This window comes from Streptomyces sp. NBC_00582 (assembly GCF_036345155.1).
Taxonomy (GTDB): Bacteria; Actinomycetota; Actinomycetes; order Streptomycetales; family Streptomycetaceae; genus Streptomyces.
The window spans coordinates 2,335,243-2,357,082 of record NZ_CP107772.1; the positions used below are offsets into that span (position 1 = coordinate 2,335,243).

Here is a 21,840-nt window from a genome sequence, read left to right on the forward strand (position 1 = left end):
GCCATGACCGGACACACGCAGAACGAGATCACGATCGCCGCCCCGCTCGACCTGGTCTGGGACATGACCAACGACCTGGAGAACTGGCCGCGGCTGTTCAGCGAGTACGCGTCCGTGGAGATCCTCTCCCGGGAGGGCCGCAGGACCACGTTCCGGCTCACCATGCACCCGGACGACAACGGCAAGGTCTGGAGCTGGGTCTCCGAGCGGGAGCCGAACCGCGAGACGCTCACCGTCCGCGCCCGCCGGGTGGAGACGGGGCCGTTCGCCCACATGGACATCCACTGGCGGTACGAGGAGGTGCCGGCCGGGGTGCGGATGATCTGGACGCAGGACTTCGCGATGAAGCCGGACGCGCCGGTCGACGACGAGTGGATGACCGACAACATCAACCGCAACTCCAAGGTCCAGCTGGCCCTGATCCGGGACCGCATCGAGAAGGCGGCCGCGGAGCGCGGGACCACCCGGGGCCTGACCGACTGAGCCGGACAAAGGACACTCCCCCATGCACCAAGCCCTGATCGTCGCCCGTATGGCCCCCGGTTCGGCCCCCGACATCGCCAAGGTGTTCGAGGAGTCCGACCGGGGGGAGCTGCCGCACCTCGTCGGGGTGGTCCGGCGCAGCCTCTTCCAGTTCGGCGATGTGTACCTGCACCTGATCGAGTCCGAGCGCGACCCCGGCCCGGCCATCGCCAAGGTGACGAACCATCCCGAGTTCCGGGACGTCAGCGAGCGCCTGACGGCGTACGTCAGCGCCTACGACCCCGAGACCTGGCGTTCCCCGAAGGACGCCATGGCGCGGCGCTTCTACCTCTGGGAGCGCGAACCGGCCGGCTGAGTCCGCGCCGGTGTCACCGGTCGCCGGGTCCGCGACAGCCGCGGACCCGGCGACCGGTGGTGTCGGACGTCAGTCCGGGACGTGGCAGTCGAAGGCGTGCAGATAGGGGTTGACGGGCCGGATGTCGTCGATGACCAGGCCCGCCTCGGTGAGCCGGCTCACCATGGACTCGGTGGTGTGCTTGGCCCCGCCGACGTTGAGGAGCAGCAGCAGGTCCATCGCGGTGCTGAACCGCATGGAGGGGGTGTCGTCGACGAGGTTCTCGATGACGACGACCCGGGTGCCGGGGCCGCCCGCGCCGATGACGTTGGCGAGGGTCCTGGCGGTGGACTCGTCGTCCCATTCCAGGATGTTCTTGATGACGTAGACGTCGGCCTTGACGGGGACGGCCTTGCGGACGTCGCCGGGGACGATCCGGGCGCGGCCCGCGAGGTCGCCGCCCTCGCGCAGCCGGGGCACGGCGTTGTCGACCACGCGGGGCAGGTCGAGCAGGGTGCCCCGCATCGCCGGGTACTTGTCGAGGAGGCTGGCGACCACATGGCCCTGGCCGCCGCCGATGTCGGCCACGGACCTGCTGCCGGACAGGTCGAGGAGGGCCGCGACCTCCCGCGCCGACTGCTCGCTGGAGGTGGTCATGGCCCGGTTGAAGACCTCGGCCGACTCGGGGGCGTCCTCGTTGAGGTAGGTGAAGAACTCCTTGCCGTAGAGGTCCTCCACGACGTTGTGGCCGGTGCGCACGGCCTCGTCGAGCCGGGGCCAGGCGTCCCAGGTCCACGGTTCGGTGCACCACAGGGTGATGTTGCGCAGACTGTGCGGGTCGTCCTCGCGCAGCAGCCGGGACATGTCTGTGTGGGTGAACGTGCCGTCGGGGCGCTCGGCGAAGACGCCGTAGCAGGACAGGGCGCGCAGCAGCCGGCGCAGCGGCTTCGGCTCGGTCTTCACCGCGGCGGCGAGGTCCTCCACGGTCATGGGGTCCTCAGCGAGGGCGTCGGCGACGCCGAGCCGGGCCGAGGCACGCAGGGCGGCGGCACATGCCGCCCCGAACACGAGCTCCCGCAGCCGCATGGGTGGGGGCGGGGCGCTTTGAGCGGTCGTCATGTGCCGCCTTTCGTCTTCTTGAGGGGCTTTCGATGGTTCCGGGTGTCCGCTCAGCACAGACCCGCGGGCCGGGAGGCCTTGCAGGTGTTGCGCTCGAAGGTGTTGCCCTTGCCGGCGGTGTCCGTGACGACGAGGTCGGCCGGGGAGTTGCCCGAGAGCTTGTTGTCGCTGATCCGGTTCCGCTCGCTGGTGGTGCCCACGAAGCTCTTGAACAGGACGATGCCGCCGGACAGCGGGGAGGTGCCGGCGTTGTCCCTGATCTCGTTGCGGGTGACGACGCTGTCCTCGGCGCCGGTCAGGACGATGCCGGAGCCCTGGAGGGCGTCGAGGCGGGCGGTCTTCGGGCAGGACTTGTTGTTCGCGACGATGCGGTTGTCGCGCACGGTGACATGGCCGGCCTTGGGCTTGTTCTCGTCGCCGACGACGAAGACGGCCGCGCAGTTGCCGGTCATCTGGTTGCGGGCGACGGTGAGGTCGCGCAGCCGGCGGACGGTGACGCCGATCCGGTTGCCCTCCAGCCGGTTGCCCTGGACCAGGGTGCCCCCGGTCTCCGTGGCACCCTGCTCCTCCTTGACGGTGTTGGCGAGGAACAGTCCGGCGTCGCCGTTGCCGCGGGCGATGTTGCCGCGCAGCTCGGTGCGCCGGGAGGCCTCGGTGGCGATGCCCCAGACCCCGTTCTTCTCCGCGGTGACATGACGTACGGTCAGTTTGTCGGTGGTGGTGGCGTACACGCCGTTCTTGGTGAAGCCGGTGACGGTCAGTCCGGCGACGGTGACGTGCTTGATCCTTCGGTCCTTGCTGCCGATCACACAGATGCCGTTGCCGTCGGCGGCACAGGTGCCGGTGGCCTTCTTCTTGACCGGGGCCGGGCGGAGCACGGTGCGCGGGCCCGCGCCGCGCAGGGTCACCCCGTCGGTGGTGACGGTGACGCTCTCCCGGTAGGTGCCGGCGGCCACGTAGACCGTGTCGCCGGGGGCGGCGGCGTCCACCGCCTTCTGGATGGACTGCCCCTGCCGGACGACATGGGTCGCGTGGTGGGGGTGCCCGGCGGCCGCCGGGGCGGCACCGAGCCCCGTCCCGACGATCGCGGCGGTGCACGCCAGGTACACAAGGTGGCATTTCGTCATATTTCACAAGATATGTCCGGATGGCCCCAAGGTGGCTGCATGAGCCATCCTGCGGCGTGTCAAGCGGCGGCGTCGGCCCACGGATGTCGACCCGGGCGCGCCGCCGGCCGCGACGGGCGGACGGCCCACGCGCTCGAAGCCGCCTGCGAAGAGCGCGGCCTCCCCGACTCTCCGGCCCCCGGGTCCCGGAGGTCTCCGGCACGGCTTTCCCCCACCCTCAGCGGCGGGAACTCACCTACGGAATAGCCGCGTTGGCGGAACTCCGACTCCCGCCGGCTGACCCGCTCCCCGGGCTTCGTGGCCTGGGTATCGGTTTCCGGCTCGCCCGCTTGGGCGGCGGCGGCTGCCCGCACAGTTCGAGCCGAGCCGGTGAACGGACCGGCCGTTCGCCCGGTCCGTCTCACCCGGTCTGCCGTGCGAACGCCGTGTACGCCCGCTCGTCGAACAGGACGAACCTGATCTCCTCGACCTCCGTCGGGGTGGCGCGGACCGTCTCCACGGCGATACGGGCGGCGTCGTCCAGCGGCCAGCCGTAGATGCCGGCCGAGACGGCGGGGAAGGCCACCGTGCGGGCGCCGAGTTCGTCGGCGACGCGGAGGGACTCGCGGTAGCAGGAGGCGAGCAGGGCGGAGCGGTCCTCGCTCGCGCTGTACACGGGGCCGACGGTGTGGATGACCCAGCGGGCGTCCAGGTCGCCGGCCGTGGTGGCGACGGCCTGGCCGGTGGGCAGGCCCTTGCCGTAGTGGGATGCGCGCAGGCGGCGGCAGTCGGCGAGGACGGCGGGGCCGCCCCGGCGGTGGATGGCGCCGTCGACGCCACCGCCACCGAGGAGCGAGGAGTTGGCCGCGTTGACGAGGGCGTCCACGGACTGCTCGGTGATGTCGCCCCGGACAAGCGTGAGGGTGGTCATGCCTGTGTATACCAACCGACGGCCCCGGTCGGCCCGCGCGGGGATGACCGGGTGTCAGTTCTGGGCGCGCAGTCTCCGCCACACGGCCTTCGCCGCGTTGTGGCCGGACATGCCGTGGACGCCGGGGCCCGGTGGGGTGGACGAGGAGCAGAGGAACACGGCCGGGTGCGGGGTCGCGTACGGGGACAGGGAGAGCTTGGGGCGCAGCAGGAGCTGGAGGCCGGTCGCCGCGCCGGAGGCGATGTCGCCGCCGACGTAGTTGGCGTTGCGGGCGGCGAGTTCGGCGGGGCCGGCGACGGCGCGGGCGAGGACGCGGTCGCGGAACCCGGGGGCGAAGCGCTCCAGTTGGCGTTCGACGGCGTCGGTGAGGTCGCCGGTCCAGCCGTTGGGCACATGCCCGTAGGCCCAGAACACCTGCTTGCCGGCCGGGGCCCGGGTGGGGTCGGCGACGCCGGGCTGGACCGTGATCAGGAAGGGCCGTTCGGGTGCGCGGCCCTCCTTGGACGCGGCGCGCAGGGCGGTGCCGATCTCCGCGCTGTCCGCGCCGATCTGCACGGTCCCGGCCACCCGGGCCTCCGGCGCGGTCCAGGGGACCGGTCCGTCGAGCGCGTAGTCGACCTTGAAGGCGGCGGCGCCGTAGCGGAAGCGTGCGTAGTGGCTGCCGAAGCCGGCGATGCGGGCGAGGGCGGTGGGGGTGGTGTCGAAGACGTAGGCGCGGGCCGGGGGCAGGTCGTCGAGGCGCTTGACCTCGTAGTCGGTGTGGACGCTGCCGCCGAGGTCCTCGAGGTAGGCGGCGAGGGCGTCGGAGATGGCCTGGGAGCCGCCTCGGGCCACGGGCCAGCCGCGGGCGTGCGCGGCGAGGGCGAAGACCAGGCCGACCGCGCCGGTGGCCAGGCCCCCGAGCGGGGCCATGACATGGGCGACGAGTCCGGCGAAGAGGGTCTTGGCCGGTTCGTCGCGGAAGCGGCGGACCAGCCAGGTGGACGGGGGAAGCCCGGCCAGGCCGAAGCGGGCCAGGGTGACCGGGTCGCGTGGGAGCGCGGTGCGCGGCAGCGACATGAAGTCCCGGACGAGGGTGTCCCAGTGGGGCAGGAACGGCTCGACGAGACGGCGGTACGCGCCCGCGTCGCGCGGTCCGAAGGACGCGGCGGTCTCGGCGACCGACCGGGACAGCACGGCGGCGCTGCCGTCGGGGAACGGGTGCGCCATGGGCAGGTCGGCGTGCAGCCACTGAAGGCCGTACCGCTCCAGTGGCAGGGCGCGGAACGCCGGTGAGTTGATGCCGAGGGGGTGGGCCGCGGCGCACGGGTCGTGGCGGAAGCCGGGGAGGGTGAGTTCCTCGGTGCGGGATCCCCCGCCCACGGTGTCGCGCGCCTCGAACAGCGCCACGGAGAAGCCGCGTCTGGCCAGCTCCACTGCGGCGGTCAGCCCGTTGGGCCCCGCCCCCACCACGACCGCATCGAGCATCGACGGCACTTGCGACCCCTTCGTCAGCGCGTGACCTCCGCAGCCCGGTGGCCTACGGGGTCAGGATATGCCGGGGGTACGACAGCCCGCCGAAGGGCATCCGCGGGCGGCCGTCAGCCCCCTGTCCCGCTCGCCAGCAGGTCCGCCACGCGGCGGGCGGTGGCCGCGTCCCGGGCGGCGGTGAAGGGCAGCGAGTTGCCGCCGGTGATGCGGAACGGTTCGCCGGTGAGGGTCAGATGGGCGCCGCCCGCCTCCTGCACCAGCAGCAGTCCGGCCGCGTGGTCCCAGGCGGCCTCCCAGGAGAAGGCCGTCGCGTCCAGCTCGCCCCGGGCTATGGCGAGGTACTCGAGGCCGGCCGAGCCGCAGGGGCGCGGCGCGATGCCGTCGGTGCGCAGGGACAGCAGGGCGCGCTTCTGCGCGTCGGTGGTGTAGTCCGGGTGGGAGGTGGCCACCACCAGGTCGCGGCCGGGCGCGGGCGGACCGGCGAACAGCCGCTCGCCGTCGAGGAAGGCGCCGCCGCCGCGCACCGCGGTGGCGAACCGGTCGAGGGCCGGGGCGTAGGTCCAGGAGGCGAGCAGGACACCGCGGTGGGCGAGGGCGACCAGGGTGCAGAAGCCCTCCTCGCCGCGGACGAACTGGCGGGTGCCGTCGACGGGGTCGACGATCCAGACCGGCGCGTCGCCCCGGATCGCCTCGTACGTCGTAGGGTCGGCGTGGACCGCCTCCTCGCCGACGACGACCGAGCCGGGCAGCAGCGCGCCGAGGGCCTGGGTGAGGAACCGCTCGGCGTACCGGTCGGCGTCGGTCACCAGGTCGTGGGGGCCGGACTTCTGGTCGACCTCGTGGTCGGCGAGCTGCCGGAACCGCGGCATGATCTCGGCCGCGGCGGCCTTGCGGACGGCTTCCTCCACGTCGGCCGAGTGACGGCCGAGAAACTCGTGCGTGCCGTCGAGGGGCTCCTTGTCTTCGATCATGCCTCCCATGAGAACACGCCCCACTGACAATCCCTGCCCCGCCGGTGCACTCCGGGCGGAATCGGGATGAAGAACGGGTGCGGGCGGCCCGCCGTTCGTCAACGGCCCACCGCGTAGCCCTGCATCCCCCGCGGGTTCGCCGCCGCCGACAGGATCCCGGTCTCCGGGGCGCGGGCGACCGCGCACAGCCGTCCCTCGGACCAGGGGGCGCCGACGGTCACGTCGTGGCCGCGCCGCCGCAGTCCCTCCACCACCTCGGGCGGCGTCCGCGATTCGACGGTGACGCCGCCGGGTCGCATGCCGCGCGGATAGAAGGAGCCGGGGAAGGAGTCGGTGTGCCAGTTCGGGGCGTCGATGGCGCCCTGGAGGTCGAGGCCGCCGCGCACGCGCGCGTGGTGGGCGACGGCGAGGAAGAAGTGCAGTTGCCACTGGTCCTGCTGGTCGCCGCCGGGGGTGCCGAAGGCCAGCACCGGCACTCCGTCGCGCAGGGCGAGGGAGGGGGTGAGGGTGGTGCGGGGGCGGCGGCCGGGGGTGAGCGAGTTGGGCAGGCCCTCCTCCAGCCAGGTCATCTGCAGCCGGGTGCCGAGCGGGAAGCCCAGTTCCGGGACGACCGGGTTGGACTGGAGCCAGCCGCCGCTGGGCGTGGCCGCGACCATGTTGCCCCAGCGGTCGACGACGTCGAGGTGGCAGGTGTCGCCCCGGGTGAGGCCGTCCCCGGTGACGTGCGGCTCGGCGACGGTGGGCTCGCCGGCCCCCATCGGGCTGACCCCGGGCTCGTCGGAGCGCACGGTGTGCGCGTGCGCGGCGAGCCGGGGCGGGCGTCCGCCGGGGCTGCCGGGCCGCAGTTCGTACGACGCCTTGTCGCCGACGAGCGAGCGGCGCCCGGTGTTGTAGCCGTCCGAGAGCAGGTCGGCCAGCGGCACGTCGGCCGCGTCGCCGTACCAGGCCTCGCGGTCGGCCATGGCGAGCTTGCAGCCCTCGACCAGCAGATGGACGTACTCCGCGGAGGCGTACGGGGGCAGTTCGGGCGGGAGCAGGGCGAGCTGCTGGAGGAAGGCCGGGCCCTGGCTCCAGGGGCCGGCCTTGCACAGGGTCCAGCCGTTCCAGTCGTACGTCGCCGGTGTCTCGTAGGTCGCGGACCAGGCGGCGAGGTCGGCGGCGGTGAGGGTGCCGGTGTGGCGCTCGCCGCTGGTGTCCAGGGTGGGCCGGGCGGCCTGGCGGACGAGCGCCTCGGCGACGAATCCGGTCCGCCACACCTGCCGCGCGGCCTCGATGCGCGCCTCGCGGTCCCCGGCGCCCGCGGTCTCGGCGAGGAGCCGCCGCCAGGTGGCGGCGAGCGCGGGGTTGCGCAGGAGGGTGCCGGGCCGGGGCGCCCTGCCGCCGGGCAGGTACACCTCGGCCGACGCGGTCCACTCCCTCTCGAACAGCTCCCGTACGGTCTCCACGGTCGCGCCGACGTTCTCCACGGGCGCGTGCCCGTGCTCGGCGTACCCGACGGCGTACTTCAGGACGTCGGCGAGGTCCTTGGTGCCGTGGTCGCGCAGCAGGACCATCCAGGCGTCGAACGCGCCGGGCACGGCGGCGGCGAGCGGGCCGGTGCCGGGGACGAGGTCCAGGCCGAGGCCCCGGTAGTGGGCGACCGTCGCGCCCGCCGGTGCCACGCCCTGTCCGCACAGCACCCGCACCTCGCCGCCGGCCGGGGCGAGCAGGATGGGGACCTCGCCCGCGGGGCCGTTGAGGTGGGGTTCGACGACGTGCAGGACGAACGCCCCGGCGACGGCGGCGTCGTAGGCGTTGCCCCCGTCCTCCAGGACGGCCATCGCGGACTGCGAGGCCAGCCAGTGCGTGGACGACACCATGCCGAAGGTGCCCTGGAGGGTGGGCCGGGTGGTGAAGGTCATCCCTGAATGCTGTCCAGCGGGAGCGGGAGTCACGCGGGCTGCGGGGTGAGGCGTTTGTGGCCGGTGCGGTCGTAGTAGCGGGTCATCGCGAAGCCGAAGACGAGGGCGAGGGCCGCGCCGATCGCGATCATGATCCAGGAGCGGGTCAGTCCGGCGTCGCCGCGCGCGTCGAAGTAGAGGATGGCGCGCACGCCGTCGCTGAGCTGACGCATCGGCTCGAAGTACGACAGGAAGCGGTAGAAGTCGGGCACCGCCTGGAGGGGGACGGTGGCGCCGGAGGACGGCAGGCCGAGGACGATGAAGACGAACACGGAGACGAGCTGGCCGATGCCGCCGAAGGCCGCGTTGATGGCCTGGACGCCGAGGCCGACGGCGAGGCACGCGCAGTAGGAGTAGATCCACAGCAGCGGCAGGTGCGAGGCGTCCATGTCCAGGACGGCCACGCAGGCGAGCATCACCAGGGAGACGCTGAGGAGGGTGATGCCCGCCGTCATCGCCATCTTCAGCAGCAGGGTCTGGGTGCGGTCGATCGGCACGGTGGGGCGGCGGGTGTGCCAGGGGCCGATCTCGTTGTCGGCGTACCCGAGGGCGGTGTCCACGCCGTTGCTGATGACGTTGCCGCCCATGAAGCCGGCGAGGACCAGCAGCAGCGTGTAGTAGAAGGCGGTCAGCCCGAGGCCGCTGTGAGTGCCGATGGGGTGGCCGACCCGGGTGACGACGTTCACCGGGTCGGCGAGCAGCAGGGCGGTCGTGGAGTCGGCGGTGGGGGTGGCGGCGGTGAGCTGTCTGCCGACGTCCAGGGAGACCTGGTGGGCCGCCCTGGTGGTGATCTGGCTCGCCAGGGAGGAGCCGAGGCTGCCCTTGCCGGGGTTGGTGAGGACGGTGAGCGTCGGCCGCTGGGTGGCCCGGGTGGTGGTGAGCGCGGTGAGGGAGTCGGTGAAGTTCGCGGGGATGACGAGCGCGCCGTACACCTTCCCGGAGTCCAGTTCGTCCTGGGCCGCGGCGCGGCCGAGGAGGCGCCATTCGACCGAGCCGCCGCCGGTGTCGGCGGCGATGGCGGCGGCGACCTGGGTGCCCAGGTTCTGCCGCTGCCCCGCGGGCGGCTCGCCGGTGTCGCTGTTGACGAGGGCGACGGGCAGGTCGCGCAGATCGCCGTTGGGGTTGACGATGCCGCCCATGTAGAGGAGGGACAGCAGCAGGGCGAGCAGTCCGGTCAGGACCGTGGGCAGCAGCCAGAGTCTGGGGCGGCCCAGCAGGGTGAGGGCGCGGGCCTCGGGGGCGGCGGATTCGGGCATGGCTCTCCGTAGATGGCTGGTCGTGGTGCCAATTTATCCCCGTACACCCGAAAAATCCGACGATATGTCAGGAGGGGCGTGCCTGGTCGTGCCCCTTCGTCACCGCCCGTGCACACTGCGAGTTTTCGCTTCCGCCCCACAGGGAGTCGTGTGACACTGGCGTCCTTGTCCGCACTGCGGACTGCTGTCCGCACCGTCCCCCACGAAAGTGCGCCGTGCGTTCTCTCCCACTGCCGCTCGCCCTCACCGCCCGTCTGACCCCGGTGGTCGTGCTGGCCTGCGCGGGCTGGGCGATGACCTCCGGTTCGGACGCCGACGCCCAGGACACCGCGGCCAAGGACACCCGGCAGACCCAGTCCGAGAAGAAGGACTCCGACGGCGGCTCGTCCGGCACCGCCGTGTCCAAGACGTACGACGCCGCGCTCGCGCCGTGCACGAGTGTGGCCGCCAAGACGATCACCACGCTGGTGCCGGGCGCCAAGACGGCCGGCAAGGAGATCCCCTCCACGGACACCAAGCTGCGCCGCACCTGCTCCTGGAACGCGCTCAAGGGCTTCGACTACCGCTGGCTCGACATCTCCTTCGAGATCACCGACTCGGACGCCGCGGCGCAGTCCTCGTACACGGACCGGCTGAAGGAGAAGAGCGGCGGCGGCGATGTGCCGGGGCTCGGTGACGCGGGCTACTCGGTGGTGAACCTGACCACGGAGGACAAGCAGCAGACCCGGGAGGGCACCGTCATCGCCCGGGTCTCCAACGCGCTGGTCGTCGTCACCTACAACGGCAGCGACTTCGAGTCGAAGAAGGCCCCCAGCACGGATGTGATCAACAAGGGCGCGATCAAGGCGGCCAAGGAGGCCGTGGCCGCGCTGCGGAAGAGCGCCGGCTGAGCGGTCCGCGGACACGGCGACGGCCGGAGGGTCCAAGGCCCCCCGGCCGTTTCCCGGTGGCCGTACGTCAGGCGGCGCTGCGCGCCCGCCGTCCGGTCACCGTCATCAGGAGCAGGTACACCAGCGTCGAGGTGCCGAGACCGACCGCCCAGCCGTAGTCGGCGAGGGATTCGAGGGCCGGAATCGGCCGTCCGTCGAGGATCGGCTTGAAGCTGGCGCCGCCGATCGCGAGGACACCGCCCGCGAGGAAGGCCACCACGGCGGGCCAGTTCCAGCCGCCGTCGTACCAGTAACGGCCGCCCGCGCGGTACAGGTCCGTCAGGTCGAGTCTGCCGCGGCGCAGGATCCAGTAGTCGGCGATGAGGATGCCGGCGACCGTGCCGAGCAGACCGCCGACCAGACCGAGCCAGGTGAAGATGTAGCCCTGCGGGTCGGAGTACAGCTTCCACGGGAAGATCAGCACTCCGATGACACAGGTGGCGAGGGCGCCGGTGCGGAAGCTGATCCGGCGCGGCGCCACGTTGGAGAAGTCGAACGCGGGCGAGACCAGGTTGGCCGCGATGTTCACCGACAGGGTCGCCACCAGCACGGTCACCAGCGCGAACAGCAGCCCGAAGACGTTGTCGGTCTTGGCGGCGAGCTGGACCGGGTCCCAGATCGTCTCGCCGTACACGGCCTGCGAGCCGGAGGTCACCAGCACCGACAGCAGCGCGAACAGTGTCATGGTGGTGGGAAGACCGAGGGCCTGCCCCCACGTCTGCGCCTTCTGCGACTTGCCGTAGCGGGTGAAGTCCGGGATGTTCAGCGACAGCGTGGACCAGAAGCCGATCATGCCCATCAGGGAGGGCCAGAACAGCTTCCAGAAGTCGCCGCCCCAGCCGAGCTTGGACGGCTGGTCGAGCAGCGGGCCGAAGCCTCCGGCCTTGTTGCTCATCCAGATCAGCATCACCAGCGCGCCGACGATGACGAAGGGCGCCGCCCAGTTCTCGAAGCGGCGGATGGTCTCCATGCCCCGGTAGATGATCGCGACCTGGATCGCCCAGAAGATCGCGAACGACAGCCACATGGTCCACGGGTGGCCGCCGATCGTCCCGGCGTCGCTCCAGCCGTTGCCGATCAGCTTCCCGGCGAGGAAGTAGATCGCCTCGCCGCCGATCCAGGTCTGGATGCCGAACCAGCCGCACGCCACCAACGCCCGGACGACCGCCGGGAGGTTGGCGCCGCGGATCCCGAAGGAGGCGCGGGCGAAGACCGGGAAGGGGATGCCGTACTTCGGTCCCGCGTGCCCGGTGAGCAGCATCGGGACGAGCACGATCACATTGGCCAGGGCGATGGTGAACACCGCCTGCTTCCAGTCCATGCCGACCGCGATCAGACCGGAGGCGAGCGTCCACGACGCCGTGTTGTGGGCCATGCCGACCCACAGCGCGGAGAAGTTGTACGTGGTCCAGGTGCGCTTCTCGACGGGAACCGGCAGCAGGTCCTCGTTGGCGTAGGGGCCGGTGGGCGGCGGCGACCCCGGGGCGAACTCCACGCGCCCGTCGGGGAGGGTGACTTGGTCGGACACGGGTATGGCCGTGGGAGCGGTGTCGGTCATGGGCAGGCCAATCAAACGAGGGGCGGATCCGGAAAGGCCGTGCGGGGCCGGCGCGGCCGGAGAAGGACGGGTGGGGGAGGGTGCCGGTCCTTCTCCGGCCCCGCCTCCCCCTCCCCCGGGACGGCGAGGAAGGGGAGAACTGGAGTGGGGGGAGGGGAAGTCGATCCTGGGGACAGGAGGGCGCGGGTCAGCCGTTGAGGGCGGGGATCACCGTCGTGCCGTACGCGTCGATGACCTTCTCGCGGGCGTCGTGCATGTCGTAGACGGCGAACTGGTCGACACCCAGCTCGCGCAGGGCCCGCAGCTTCTCGACGTGCTTCTCGACGGGGCCGATGACACAGAACCGGTCGACGATCTCGTCGGGCACGAACGCGGTGTCGGGGTTGTCGCTGCGGCCGTGGTGGGAGTAGTCGTACCCCTCACGGGCCTTGATGTAGTCGGTGAGTTCCTCGGGGACCCGGGAGGAGTGCGCGCCGTACTTGGACACCAGGTCGGCGACATGGTTGCCGACCATGCCGCCGAACCAGCGGCACTGGTCGCGGGCGTGGGCGAGGGCCTCGGGCGAGTCGTCCTCGGTGACGTAGGCGGGGGCGGCGACACAGATCTTCACGTCACCGGGGTCACGGCCGGCCGCGACCGCCGCGTCCTTGACAGCCTTCACCATGTACTCGGTGAGATACAGGTCGGCGAGCTGGAGAATGAAGCCGTCGGCCTCCTCCCCGGTCATCTTCAGCGCCTTCGGCCCGTACGCGGCCATCCAGACGGGGAGCTTCGCGTCCTCCTTGATCCAGGGGAAGCGGATCACCGTGCCGCCGAGGTTGGCCTCCTGGCCCGAGCCGAGGGCGCGGATGACCTTCATGGCGGCGCTGATCCGGGCGAGGGTGTTCGGGGTGCGGCCGGCCACCCGCATCGCGGAGTCGCCGCGGCCGATGCCGCAGACCGTGCGGTTGCCGAACATGTCGTTGAGGGTGGCGAAGGTGGAGGCGGTGACCTCCCAGGTGCGGGTGCCCGGGTTGGTCACCATGGGGCCGACGGTCAGGCGGCTGGTGCCGGCCAGGATCTGACTGTAGATCACGAACGGTTCCTGCCAGAGCACGGCGGAGTCGAAGGTCCAGCCGTAGGTGAAGCCGTTGTCCTCCGCGCGTTGCATCAGCTCGACGACCTTCGAGGCCGGCGGGTCGGTCTGCAGGACGAGTCCGAAGTCCATGGGCGCCCTTCCTAGGTGAGGTACTGACAGGTGGAGCGCGGGGTGTAGACGCCGTGACCCGCGCGTCCGGTGTACTCCCGCTCGGTGATGACGAGTTCGCCCCGCGACAGGACCGTCTCGACCCGGCCGGTGAGACGCCTGCCCTCGTACGCCGAGTAGTCGACGTTCATGTGGTGCGTCTCGGCGGAGACCGTCTGCTCGGTGTGCGGGTCGTAGATCACGACGTCCGCGTCGGCGCCGGGCGCGATGGTGCCCTTCTTCGGGTACATGCCGAACATCCGGGCCGGGGTCGCGCAGGCGATCTCGATCCAGCGGCGGCGCGAGATGTGCCCGTCGACGACGGCCTGGTGGAGCAGGTCCATCCGGTTCTCGACGCCCGGCAGACCGTTGGGGATCTTGGAGAAGTCCCCGCGCCCGAGCTCCTTCTGGCCCACGAAGCAGAACGGGCAGTGGTCCGTGGAGACCACCTGGAGGTCGTTGGTGCGCAGACCCTGCCAGAGCTTGGCCTGGTGCTCCTTCGGCCGCAGCGGGGTGCTGCACACGTACTTGGCGCCCTCGAAGTCCGGCTCGGCGAGATTGTCCGTCGACAGGAACAGGTACTGCGGACAGGTCTCGCCGAAGACGTTCAGTCCCTCGTCGCGCGCCCTCGCCAGCTCGGCGACCGCCTCCATGGCCGAGACGTGCACGACGTACAGCGGGGCGCCCGCGACCTGGGCGAGCCGGATCGCGCGGTGGGTGGCCTCGGCCTCCAGCAGGGCCTTGCGGACCTCGCCGTGGTAGCGCGGGTCCCTCTCGCCGCGGGCCAGCGCCTGCTCCACCAGGACGTCGATCGCGATGCCGTTCTCGGCGTGCATCATGATCAGGCCGCCGTTGTCGGCGGAGCGCTGCATGGCGCGCAGGATCTGGCCGTCGTCGCTGTAGAAGACACCCGGGTAGGCCATGAACTGCTTGAAGGAGGTGACGCCCTCCTCCACGAGGTGGTCCATCTCCTTGAGCGTCTCCTCGTTCACATCGGAGACGATCATGTGGAAGCCGTAGTCGATCGCGCAGGTGCCCTCGGCCTTGGCGTGCCAGGCGTCCAGGCCGTCGCGCAGGGTCTGGCCGACGCTCTGCACCGCGAAGTCGACGATCGTGGTCGTACCGCCCCAGGCGGCGGCGCGGGTGCCGGTCTCGAAGGTGTCGGAGGCGAAGGTGCCGCCGAAGGGCAGCTCCATGTGGGTGTGGGCGTCGACCCCGCCCGGGATGACGTACTTCCCGGTGGCGTCGATGACCTGCCCGTCGGTCCAGGCCTCGGCGGCCGGGGTCCCGGAGGCGGCGAGGGCGGCGATACGGCCGTCCTCGATCAGGACGTCGGCGTGGATCTCGTCGGACGCGGTGATGACGAGACCGCCGCGGATGATTTTACGGCTGCTCATGTTTCCGGCTCCGGAGAGGTAGGTGGTCGGGTGCGGGTCTGCGGGGGCTGGTCGCGCGGTTCCCCGCGCCCCTGAAAGCAGCAGGGGCGCGGGAGAGCTGCATGCGTCACGGGGCTGTCAGCGGGCCGTACGCCTCCGGGCGGCGGTCGCGGTAGAACTGCCAGCGGTCGCGGACCTCGCGGAGCTTGGCCAGGTCCAGGTCCCGGACGACGAGTTCGGTCTCCTTGTCGCTCGCCACCTCGCCGACGAACTGGGCCTCCGGGTCCACGAAGTAGGAGGTCCCGTAGAAGTCGTTGTCGCCGAGTTCCTCGGTGCCGACCCGGTTGATCGCGCCGACGAAGTACTCGTTGGCGACGGCCGCCGCCGGCTGCTCCAGCTGCCAGAGGTAGGCGGACAGACCGCGCGAGGTGGCCGAGGGGTTGAAGACGATCTCGGCGCCCGCGAGGCCGAGCGCCCGCCAGCCCTCGGGGAAGTGGCGGTCGTAGCAGATGTACACGCCGATCTTGCCGACGGCCGTGTCGAAGATCGGCCAGCCCGCGTTCCCGGGGCGGAAGTAGAACTTCTCCCAGAAGCCCTTGACCTGCGGGATGTGGTGCTTGCGGTACTTGCCGAGGTAGGAGCCGTCGGCGTCGATCACGGCGGCCGTGTTGTAGAGGACGCCCGGCTGCTCCTCCTCGTACATCGGGAGCACCAGGACGATGCCGTGCTCCCGGGCGAGGGCCTGGAAGCGCTGGACGATCGGGCCGTCGGGGATCTGCTCGGCGTACTCGTAGAACTGCGGGTCCTGCACCTGGCAGAAGTACGGCCCGTAGAACAGCTCCTGGAAGCACAGGACCTGGGCGCCCTGCGCGGCCGCGTCGCGGACCGCCTGCTCGTGCACCTGGATCATCGATTCCTTGTCGCCGGTCCAGGCCGTCTGGAAGACGGCGGCGCGGATCACTCTGCTCATCGGGACCTCCACTCGCTCGGTGTGAGAGGACCTTAGAAAGCCGACGAGCCCGCTTTGAGTGGCACGGTGTCACGTCTGGGGGAGTCGGGCGTGCCACCGTGTCACGTCCTCCAAGTCCCATGTTTCACCGCCGTTTTCGCAGGTCGTTCCATGTTTCCGGGGTGTTGCCCGGGGCTGCCGGGACCGGTGGGTCAGGCTTGCTGGGCGTCGTGCGCGAGGAGCGCGATGTGCACCGAGGCGGCCTGTTCGAAGTCGTCCAGGTCCACCCCGAGGCGGGCCTGTATCGCCTCCAGGCGGCGGTAGAGGGCGGGGCGGGAGACGTGGTGGAGCTGGGCGGTGCGCGACTTGTTGCGGCCGGTGGCGAGATAGGTGCGCAGGACGGCGAGGAGGTCGTCTCCGGCTCCCGCGCAGAGCAGTCCGTCCAGCTCGCGCTCGGCGAAGGACTGCACGTGCGGGTCGTCGCGCAGCAGCCGGATCAGTCCGCGCAGATGGACGTCCTTGAGGCGGACGACGGGCGGCAGGTCGAGGGCGGCCGAGGAGTCGGCGACGGCGTCGGCGACGTGCCTGGCCTCGCGCAGTCCGGCCGGGACGTCGTCCCACAGGGTGCGCGGTCCGGCGGAGGCGACGACCGTGCCGGGTTCCGCGGACTCGGTGCGCAGCCGGGCCGCGAAGTGCGCGGCGAGCGCCTCGGCGTCCTGGTCGCGGGCGAGGCTCAGCAGCACGGCGGTGGCCCCGTCGGCGAGCTCCGCGACCAGCCCCGGCAGCCCCAACAGCCGTAGCATGCGGTCGAGTTGGGCGGGATCGCCGTCCCGGACGACCAGCGGGACGAAGGTGCGCCGGTTGACGGGCAGTCCGGCCGCCCGGGCCCGCGGAAGCAGTTGCCGTGCCGGTACGACACCGGAGGCGAGGTCGGTGAGGAGGCTCTGCGCGGACTGCTCCTCCCAGGTGTGGGCGGAGGCCCCGCCGAGCATGCGGTGCAGGACGAGGGCCTCGGCGGCACGGTCGGCGAGGAGACGGCCGCCGGCGGTGTCGCCGCGGTAGCCGCACAGCATGATCTCTCCCCACCGTTCGCCGCGTCCGCCGAGTTCGGCGCGGATCCAGCCGTCGCCCTCGGTGCCGCCGGCCTGCCGGGCGATGCGCTCCCAGTCCCGCAGCACGTCGTCGACCGCCGAGCGTTCCCCGCCGGTGGCCAGCACCCGGTGGGCGAGGTTGGTGACGACGACGGGGCAGCCGGTGTGGTGGGCGATCTCGTCGAGGAGGCGTTGCAGCGGCGCCCCGGCCGTCATCAGCGCGGTCAGGGCGGTCCGTACGGCCTCCGAGAGGCTGACGGCGGCGAACTTGCGGCGCACCAGCCGGGACTGGACCTCCTCGGTCAGCTCGGCGAACGGGAACGGCCGGTGCAGGACGACCAGGGGCAGCCCGCACCGCTCGGCGGCGCGCCGCATCGCGTCGGGCGGGGCGGGGAAGGCGCGCCCGAGGCCGAGGACGACGGCGGCGGCCTCGGCGCGGTGCAGGGACCGGATGTACTCGGCCTGGGCGCCCTCGTCCCCGGCGAGGAGGACCCCGGTGGTGAGGACCATCTCGCCGCCGCTCAGCATCACGCCGACGTCCGGGGCCTCGGCGACATGCACCCAGCGCACCGGCCGGTCGAGCCGGTCCGCGCCGGCCACCACCTCGGGGTCCCCGGCGAGGACGCGCTCCAGGGACAGGACCTGACGGACCGACAGGGCGGGTTCCAGGGGCTCTACGGGGCCCCAGGTCTCCAGGGTGGTGGTCATGGCGGTTCCCTTGCTCGACCGGTACTCCTGCTCGACCGGTGCTACTGCGTGCTCCTCAGCGCGCTTTCGAGGATCGCGGCGCCCTCCTCGGCCTCCGCGACGGTCAGGGACAGCGGCGGGGCGATCCTGAGGGCGCTGGTGTCGTGCCCGCCGCCCTTGCCGAGCAGCAGGCCGCCCGCCCGGGCCGCCTCCAGCACGGCCGACGCCCGCTCCGGGTCGGCCTTGTCGGTGCCGGGCCGGGTCAGCTCGACGCCGATCATCAGGCCGCGTCCGCGGACCTCCCGTACGCCGGGGTCCTGGGCGGCGGCGGACCGCAGCCGCTCGATCAGCAGACCGCCGACGCGCCGGGCGTTGCCCTGGAGGTCGTGTTCCAGGAGGTAGGTGAGGTTGGCGAGGCCGGCGGCCATGGTGAGCTGGGTGCCGCCGAAGGTGGAGATGCTGTTGGCGTCCAGGCAGTTCATGATCTCGGCGCGGGCGATCACCCCGCCGATGGAGGAGCCGTTGCCGATGCCCTTGGCGAAGGTGACGATGTCGGGCGGGCCGCTGCGGCCGTGCGCCTGCCAGCCCCAGAAGTGGTCGCCGGTGCGGCCCCAGCCGGTCTGCACCTCGTCGGCGATCCACAGGATGCCCCGCTCGTGCAGGACGTCCCGGAACGCCGCGTACAGGCCGTCGGGGGGCGAGGTGAAGCCGCCGACGCCCTGGATGGGCTCGGCGATCAGCGCGGCGGGCGGCCGGGTGTGGCCGAGGAGGTCCTTGAGGTCGTCGACGCAGGCCGCGATGTACTCCTCGTCGTCCAGCCCGGCGAAGGGGCCTCGGCCGCGCACCCCGCCGTGCACGTACAGCGTCTGCAGCGGGGACAGCGATGTCGGCGACCAGCCGCGGTTGCCGGTGATGCCGACCGCGCTGAAGGAACGGCCGTGGTAGCTGTTGCGCATCGCCAGGATCGTGTTGCTGCGCCGGTACGTCGTGGCGAGCATCAGGGCGGTGTCGTTGGCCTCGGTGCCGGAGGTGGTGAAGAAGACGCGGGCGTCGGGGACGCCGCTGAGCTGGGCGACCCGCTCCGCGAGCTCGACCATCGGCCGGTTCAGGTACAGCGTGGAGGAGTGGATGATCCGTCCGGCCTGCTCGGTGACGGCCTTGGTCACCTCGGGCAGGGCGTGGGCGGTCATCGTCGTGAGGATCCCGCCGAAGAAGTCCAGGTACCTGGTCCCGTCGGCGCCCCAGACGTACCGGCCCTCGCCGTGGGTGATCTCCAGCGGCTCCTCGTAGTAGAGCGCCAGCCAGTCCGGCAGGACGTTGCGGTGACGCGCGTACAGGTCGCTCACGGCTGTACCAGCCCTTCGTAGGCGTCGGGGCGGCGGTCGCGGTAGAAGGCCCACTGCTGCCGCACCTGTTCGATCAGGTCGAAGTCCAGGTCGCGGACGACGAGTTCCTCGCTCCGGTCACTCGCGACCTCGCCCACGAACTGGCCTCGCGGGTCGACGAAGTACGACGTCCCGTAGAAATCGTTGTCCCCGTACTCCTCGACTCCCACACGGTTGATCGCGGCGACGAAGTACTCGTTGGCGACGGCCGCGGCGGGCTGCTCCAGCCGCCACAGGTGACTGGAGAGGCCGCGGTGGGTGGCGGAGGGGTTGTAGACGAGCTGGGCGCCGTTGATGCCGAGCTGCCGCCAGCCCTCGGGGAAGTGGCGGTCGTAGCAGATGTAGACGCCGACCTTCCCGACGGCGGTGTCGAAGACGGGCCAGCCGACGTTGCCCGGCCGGAAGTAGTACTTCTCCCAGAAGCCCTTGACCTGCGGGATGTGGTGCTTGCGGTACTTGCCGAGGTAGGAGCCGTCGGCGTCGATCACGGCGGCGGTGTTGTAGTAGAAACCGCTCTGCTCGACCTCGAACACCGGGACGACGATCACCATGCCCGTCTCGCGCGCGAGGTCCCGCATCCGGCGCACGGTCGGCCCGTCCGGCACCGGCTCGGCCCAGCGGTAGTGCTCGGGCTCCTGCACCTGGCAGAAGTAGGGGGCGTTGAAGACCTCCTGGAACCCGATCACCTTCGCGCCCTGCCGGGCCGCCTCACGGGCGTGCTCCTCGTGTTTCGCCACCATGGACTCGGTGTCGCCGGTCCAGGTGGCCTGGACCAGCGCGGCACGTACGACGTCGGTCATGAGCTGCTCCTTCGACAGGACGTCAGAGCCTCTACGCCCGTAGACGAAGGTCGTAGAGGGACGAACGTAAGCCTCCGGGAGGGGCTTGCCAAGACCATTGTCGTCAACCCGCGGGGTCGATCGTGTTTCACACTCACGTGGGTGAGCCGGGGTGCGGACGGCGTAGCCGGACCGCCCCGTCCGCACCCGCTGCGGACCCGGTCAGACGGTGAGGCCGGCGACCCTCAGGGCGTGGACCAGGTCCCAGCGGCGTTGTTCCGAGACACCTCGGGCCGCCTCCAGGAGCAGGGGGACGAGGGTCTGGGGGGCGGGGGCGGCGCTGCGGGCCGCCTCCTCCGGGCTGCGGACGCGGACGTAGGCGTCGAGGAGGGCGCGGGCCTCGCGGCGGCGGCCGCCGGAGTGCAGCGCGAGGACGGACCGTCCGATCTCCTCGGCCGGCCGGGCCACGCCCTGCCGCAGGATCTGCTCGCCGTCGACCGTGCGCCCCACGGCGGCCAGGGCGTCGGCCGCCTCCACCAGGCGGTCGGCGGGCAGGGAGGCGGCCTCCCACAGCAGGGTGGTCCAGTCGGCGCTCAGCCCGGCGCGCTGGAGCTCCGCGGCGAGCAGCGGGATCCGGGCGGCCGGCCAGTACGCGAGCTCGACGAGCAGCGCGTGCGCCTCGCCGCTGCGCCCTTCCGCCCGGAGCCCCACCAGCCGCTCCACCGCCCGCACGGTCTCCCGCCGCGCCTCGGCGTCCAGGGGCTCCCGCTGCGGCTCCTCCCGCCGCTCCGCCCGCGCGGCCGCCCCGGCGAACCGTGCGCCCCGGAGCGTGCGCCGGCCGGCGGGAGCGGGCTCGGGGGGCTCGGTCCCGACGGTCGGCGGTACGACGACGGCGTCCTCCTCCTGAACCACCCCGGCGAACCGCGCCCCACCCCGCCGCCGCTTGCGCTGCTTGGAGGGCGCGGGGAGGGGCTCGGCTTCCTCGCGGGGGGTGGGGGTGGGGGTCGGGGTGGCGATGGAAGCGGGGCCTTGAACGGCGACGGGTTCGGGGTCCGGGGCCGGGGCGGGGACGGAGGCCGGGGCGAAGGGGGCGGCCGAACCGGGAGCCGGAGCCGGGTCGAAGAAGGAGCCAGGGCCGGAGGCCGGGGCGGAAGCGGCGGCCGAACCGGGAGCCGGGTCGAAGACGGAGCCGGAGCCGGAGGCCGGAACGAAAGCGGCGGCCGAACCCGGAGCCGGAGCCGGGTCGAAAACGGAGCCGGAGGCCGGGGCGCGGGGGGCGGCCGAACCGGGAGCCGGGTCGAAGACGGAGCCAGGGCCGGAGGCCGGGGTGAAAGCGGCGGCCGAACCGGGAGCCCGGTCGAAGAAGGAGCCGGAGGCCGGGGCGCGGTCGTGCGGGGCGACCGGGGCCGGGGCGGAGGGGTGCACGGGCTGGGGCGAGGGATCCGGGTGAAGGGACCCGGCCGGGTGAGACGCCGCGGCCGGGTGAGGGGACCCGGCCGCACGGGGGGACCCGGCCGCATGCGGGGACGTCTCGGGATGGGAGGACGGCGCCGGATGGGAGGACGCCGCCGGGTGAGCAGTCGAGTCGGCCGCGCCTCGGCCGCCCGCCGAGGGCTCCGCGTCGTAGGCGAGATCTGTGGGACCGCCCGCCGCTCCGGCCATGTGCCCGGAACCACGGGTGGGCACCCGCCCTGCGGGGCCGTGTGTCGGGTGGGGACCCGACCGTTGCCCCTCCCCTTGCCTGCGGTCCAACTCGGCCATGCGGTAGCGGAGTTCGGCGCAGCGGGCCACGGCGCGTTCGTGGTCGTCGTGGGCCCAGGCGAGGTCGAGGCGGATGGCCTCGGCGTCCTCCTGGGTGGCCGCGGCACCGAGCAGGCGCCCCAGTTCGGCCTGGCGTTCGACGGCGTAGCGCTGCTCGCGGAGCATCACGTCGAGCCGGTCGCCGAGGGCGTCACGACCGCCGGGACGGGCGTCGTACGCGGCGAGCGCCGCGGCGTGCAGGGACCGTGCGAGGTCGGCGTCCCGGGCGGCGGCCGGTGTGCCGTGCTCTGCGGCGAAATCCTGCAACAGCGCTTCCACGACGTCCCAGGGCGGCACCTCGACCCCGTCGAGGCAGGCCTGCATACCGTCGGGATCGCGCTGCCAGAACACCGCGCACCAGCCGGCGCCCTGATCGAGGCGCGCCAGCAGTCCGTTCAGGTAGTTCGCGAACTCCCGCACCCGGCCCGGGAGTTGATCCACACCCATCGCA

The 21,840-nt window shown here is 72.2% G+C and carries 18 protein-coding genes; 3 read left to right on the plus strand and 15 right to left on the minus strand.

Annotated elements, in window-relative coordinates; translation table 11 throughout:
* The first annotated feature begins 3 nt into the window (after positions 1–3).
* Positions 4–483, plus strand: coding sequence for an SRPBCC family protein (locus OG852_RS09980; protein WP_133913905.1), 480 nt, complete (start codon positions 4–6; stop codon positions 481–483).
* 22 nt (positions 484–505) lie between these two features.
* Positions 506–838: a TcmI family type II polyketide cyclase gene (locus tag OG852_RS09985; RefSeq protein WP_133913906.1), complete on the plus strand. Its 333-nt coding sequence runs from the start codon at positions 506–508 to the stop codon at positions 836–838.
* Between the two features lie 69 nt (positions 839–907).
* On the opposite strand, the gene OG852_RS09990 is transcribed toward OG852_RS09985, so the two are convergent.
* The 7 genes from OG852_RS09990 to OG852_RS10020 all read right to left on the minus strand — a co-directional run bounded on the left by OG852_RS09990 (position 908) and on the right by OG852_RS10020 (position 9,610).
* On the minus strand, positions 908–1,936 hold the full coding sequence (locus OG852_RS09990; RefSeq protein ID WP_133913907.1) for a methyltransferase: 1,029 nt from the start codon (positions 1,934–1,936) through the stop codon (positions 908–910).
* A gap of 50 nt (positions 1,937–1,986) precedes the next feature.
* The gene (locus OG852_RS09995) at positions 1,987–3,063 is read right to left on the minus strand and encodes a right-handed parallel beta-helix repeat-containing protein (RefSeq protein WP_330347631.1); all 1,077 of its coding nucleotides are present in this window, start codon (positions 3,061–3,063) and stop codon (positions 1,987–1,989) included.
* A 400-nt stretch (positions 3,064–3,463) separates the two neighbouring features.
* Positions 3,464–3,973 carry an O-acetyl-ADP-ribose deacetylase gene (locus OG852_RS10000; protein ID WP_133913909.1) on the minus strand — a complete coding sequence of 170 codons (510 nt, stop codon included), beginning with the start codon at positions 3,971–3,973 and terminating at the stop codon, positions 3,464–3,466.
* 54 nt (positions 3,974–4,027) lie between these two features.
* Entirely contained in the window at positions 4,028–5,440 is a 1,413-nt protein-coding gene (locus tag OG852_RS10005) for a phytoene desaturase family protein (RefSeq protein ID WP_133913963.1), read from the minus strand.
* 113 nt (positions 5,441–5,553) lie between these two features.
* On the minus strand, positions 5,554–6,414 hold the full coding sequence (locus tag OG852_RS10010; protein WP_133913910.1) for an inositol monophosphatase family protein: 861 nt from the start codon (positions 6,412–6,414) through the stop codon (positions 5,554–5,556).
* A gap of 98 nt (positions 6,415–6,512) precedes the next feature.
* Positions 6,513–8,315, minus strand: a complete 1,803-nt coding sequence (locus tag OG852_RS10015) for a gamma-glutamyltransferase family protein (RefSeq protein ID WP_133913911.1) — start codon at positions 8,313–8,315, stop codon at positions 6,513–6,515.
* Positions 8,316–8,344: 29 nt separating this feature from the next.
* Positions 8,345–9,610, minus strand: a complete 1,266-nt coding sequence (locus tag OG852_RS10020) for a YhgE/Pip domain-containing protein (RefSeq protein ID WP_330347632.1) — start codon at positions 9,608–9,610, stop codon at positions 8,345–8,347.
* A gap of 215 nt (positions 9,611–9,825) precedes the next feature.
* Here OG852_RS10020 and OG852_RS10025 point away from each other — a divergent pair, with 215 nt between their 5' ends.
* Entirely contained in the window at positions 9,826–10,500 is a 675-nt protein-coding gene (locus tag OG852_RS10025) for a hypothetical protein (RefSeq protein ID WP_133913913.1), read from the plus strand.
* Between the two features lie 67 nt (positions 10,501–10,567).
* On the opposite strand, the gene OG852_RS10030 is transcribed toward OG852_RS10025, so the two are convergent.
* The 8 genes from OG852_RS10030 to OG852_RS10065 form a co-directional block, all read right to left on the minus strand.
* Positions 10,568–12,097, minus strand: a complete 1,530-nt coding sequence (locus tag OG852_RS10030) for an NCS1 family nucleobase:cation symporter-1 (RefSeq protein ID WP_166663592.1) — start codon at positions 12,095–12,097, stop codon at positions 10,568–10,570.
* A 187-nt stretch (positions 12,098–12,284) separates the two neighbouring features.
* Positions 12,285–13,304 (minus strand): TIGR03842 family LLM class F420-dependent oxidoreductase, encoded by a 1,020-nt coding sequence (locus OG852_RS10035; protein ID WP_330347633.1) that lies wholly within the window; start codon positions 13,302–13,304, stop codon positions 12,285–12,287.
* Positions 13,305–13,315: 11 nt separating this feature from the next.
* Entirely contained in the window at positions 13,316–14,719 is a 1,404-nt protein-coding gene (gene hydA / locus OG852_RS10040) for a dihydropyrimidinase (RefSeq protein ID WP_133913916.1), read from the minus strand.
* A gap of 106 nt (positions 14,720–14,825) precedes the next feature.
* Positions 14,826–15,668, minus strand: a complete 843-nt coding sequence (locus OG852_RS10045; protein WP_133913917.1) for a nitrilase-related carbon-nitrogen hydrolase — start codon at positions 15,666–15,668, stop codon at positions 14,826–14,828.
* A 191-nt stretch (positions 15,669–15,859) separates the two neighbouring features.
* On the minus strand, positions 15,860–17,446 hold the full coding sequence (locus tag OG852_RS10050; RefSeq protein WP_133913918.1) for a PucR family transcriptional regulator: 1,587 nt from the start codon (positions 17,444–17,446) through the stop codon (positions 15,860–15,862).
* A 41-nt stretch (positions 17,447–17,487) separates the two neighbouring features.
* Entirely contained in the window at positions 17,488–18,771 is a 1,284-nt protein-coding gene (locus tag OG852_RS10055) for an aspartate aminotransferase family protein (RefSeq protein ID WP_133913919.1), read from the minus strand.
* Entirely contained in the window at positions 18,768–19,610 is an 843-nt protein-coding gene (locus OG852_RS10060) for a nitrilase-related carbon-nitrogen hydrolase (protein ID WP_133913920.1), read from the minus strand. The genes OG852_RS10055 and OG852_RS10060 overlap by 4 nt, the downstream gene beginning before the upstream one ends.
* Before the next feature lie 201 nt (positions 19,611–19,811).
* The gene (locus OG852_RS10065) at positions 19,812–21,836 is read right to left on the minus strand and encodes a hypothetical protein (protein ID WP_330347634.1); all 2,025 of its coding nucleotides are present in this window, start codon (positions 21,834–21,836) and stop codon (positions 19,812–19,814) included.
* Positions 21,837–21,840 lie beyond the last annotated feature (4 nt).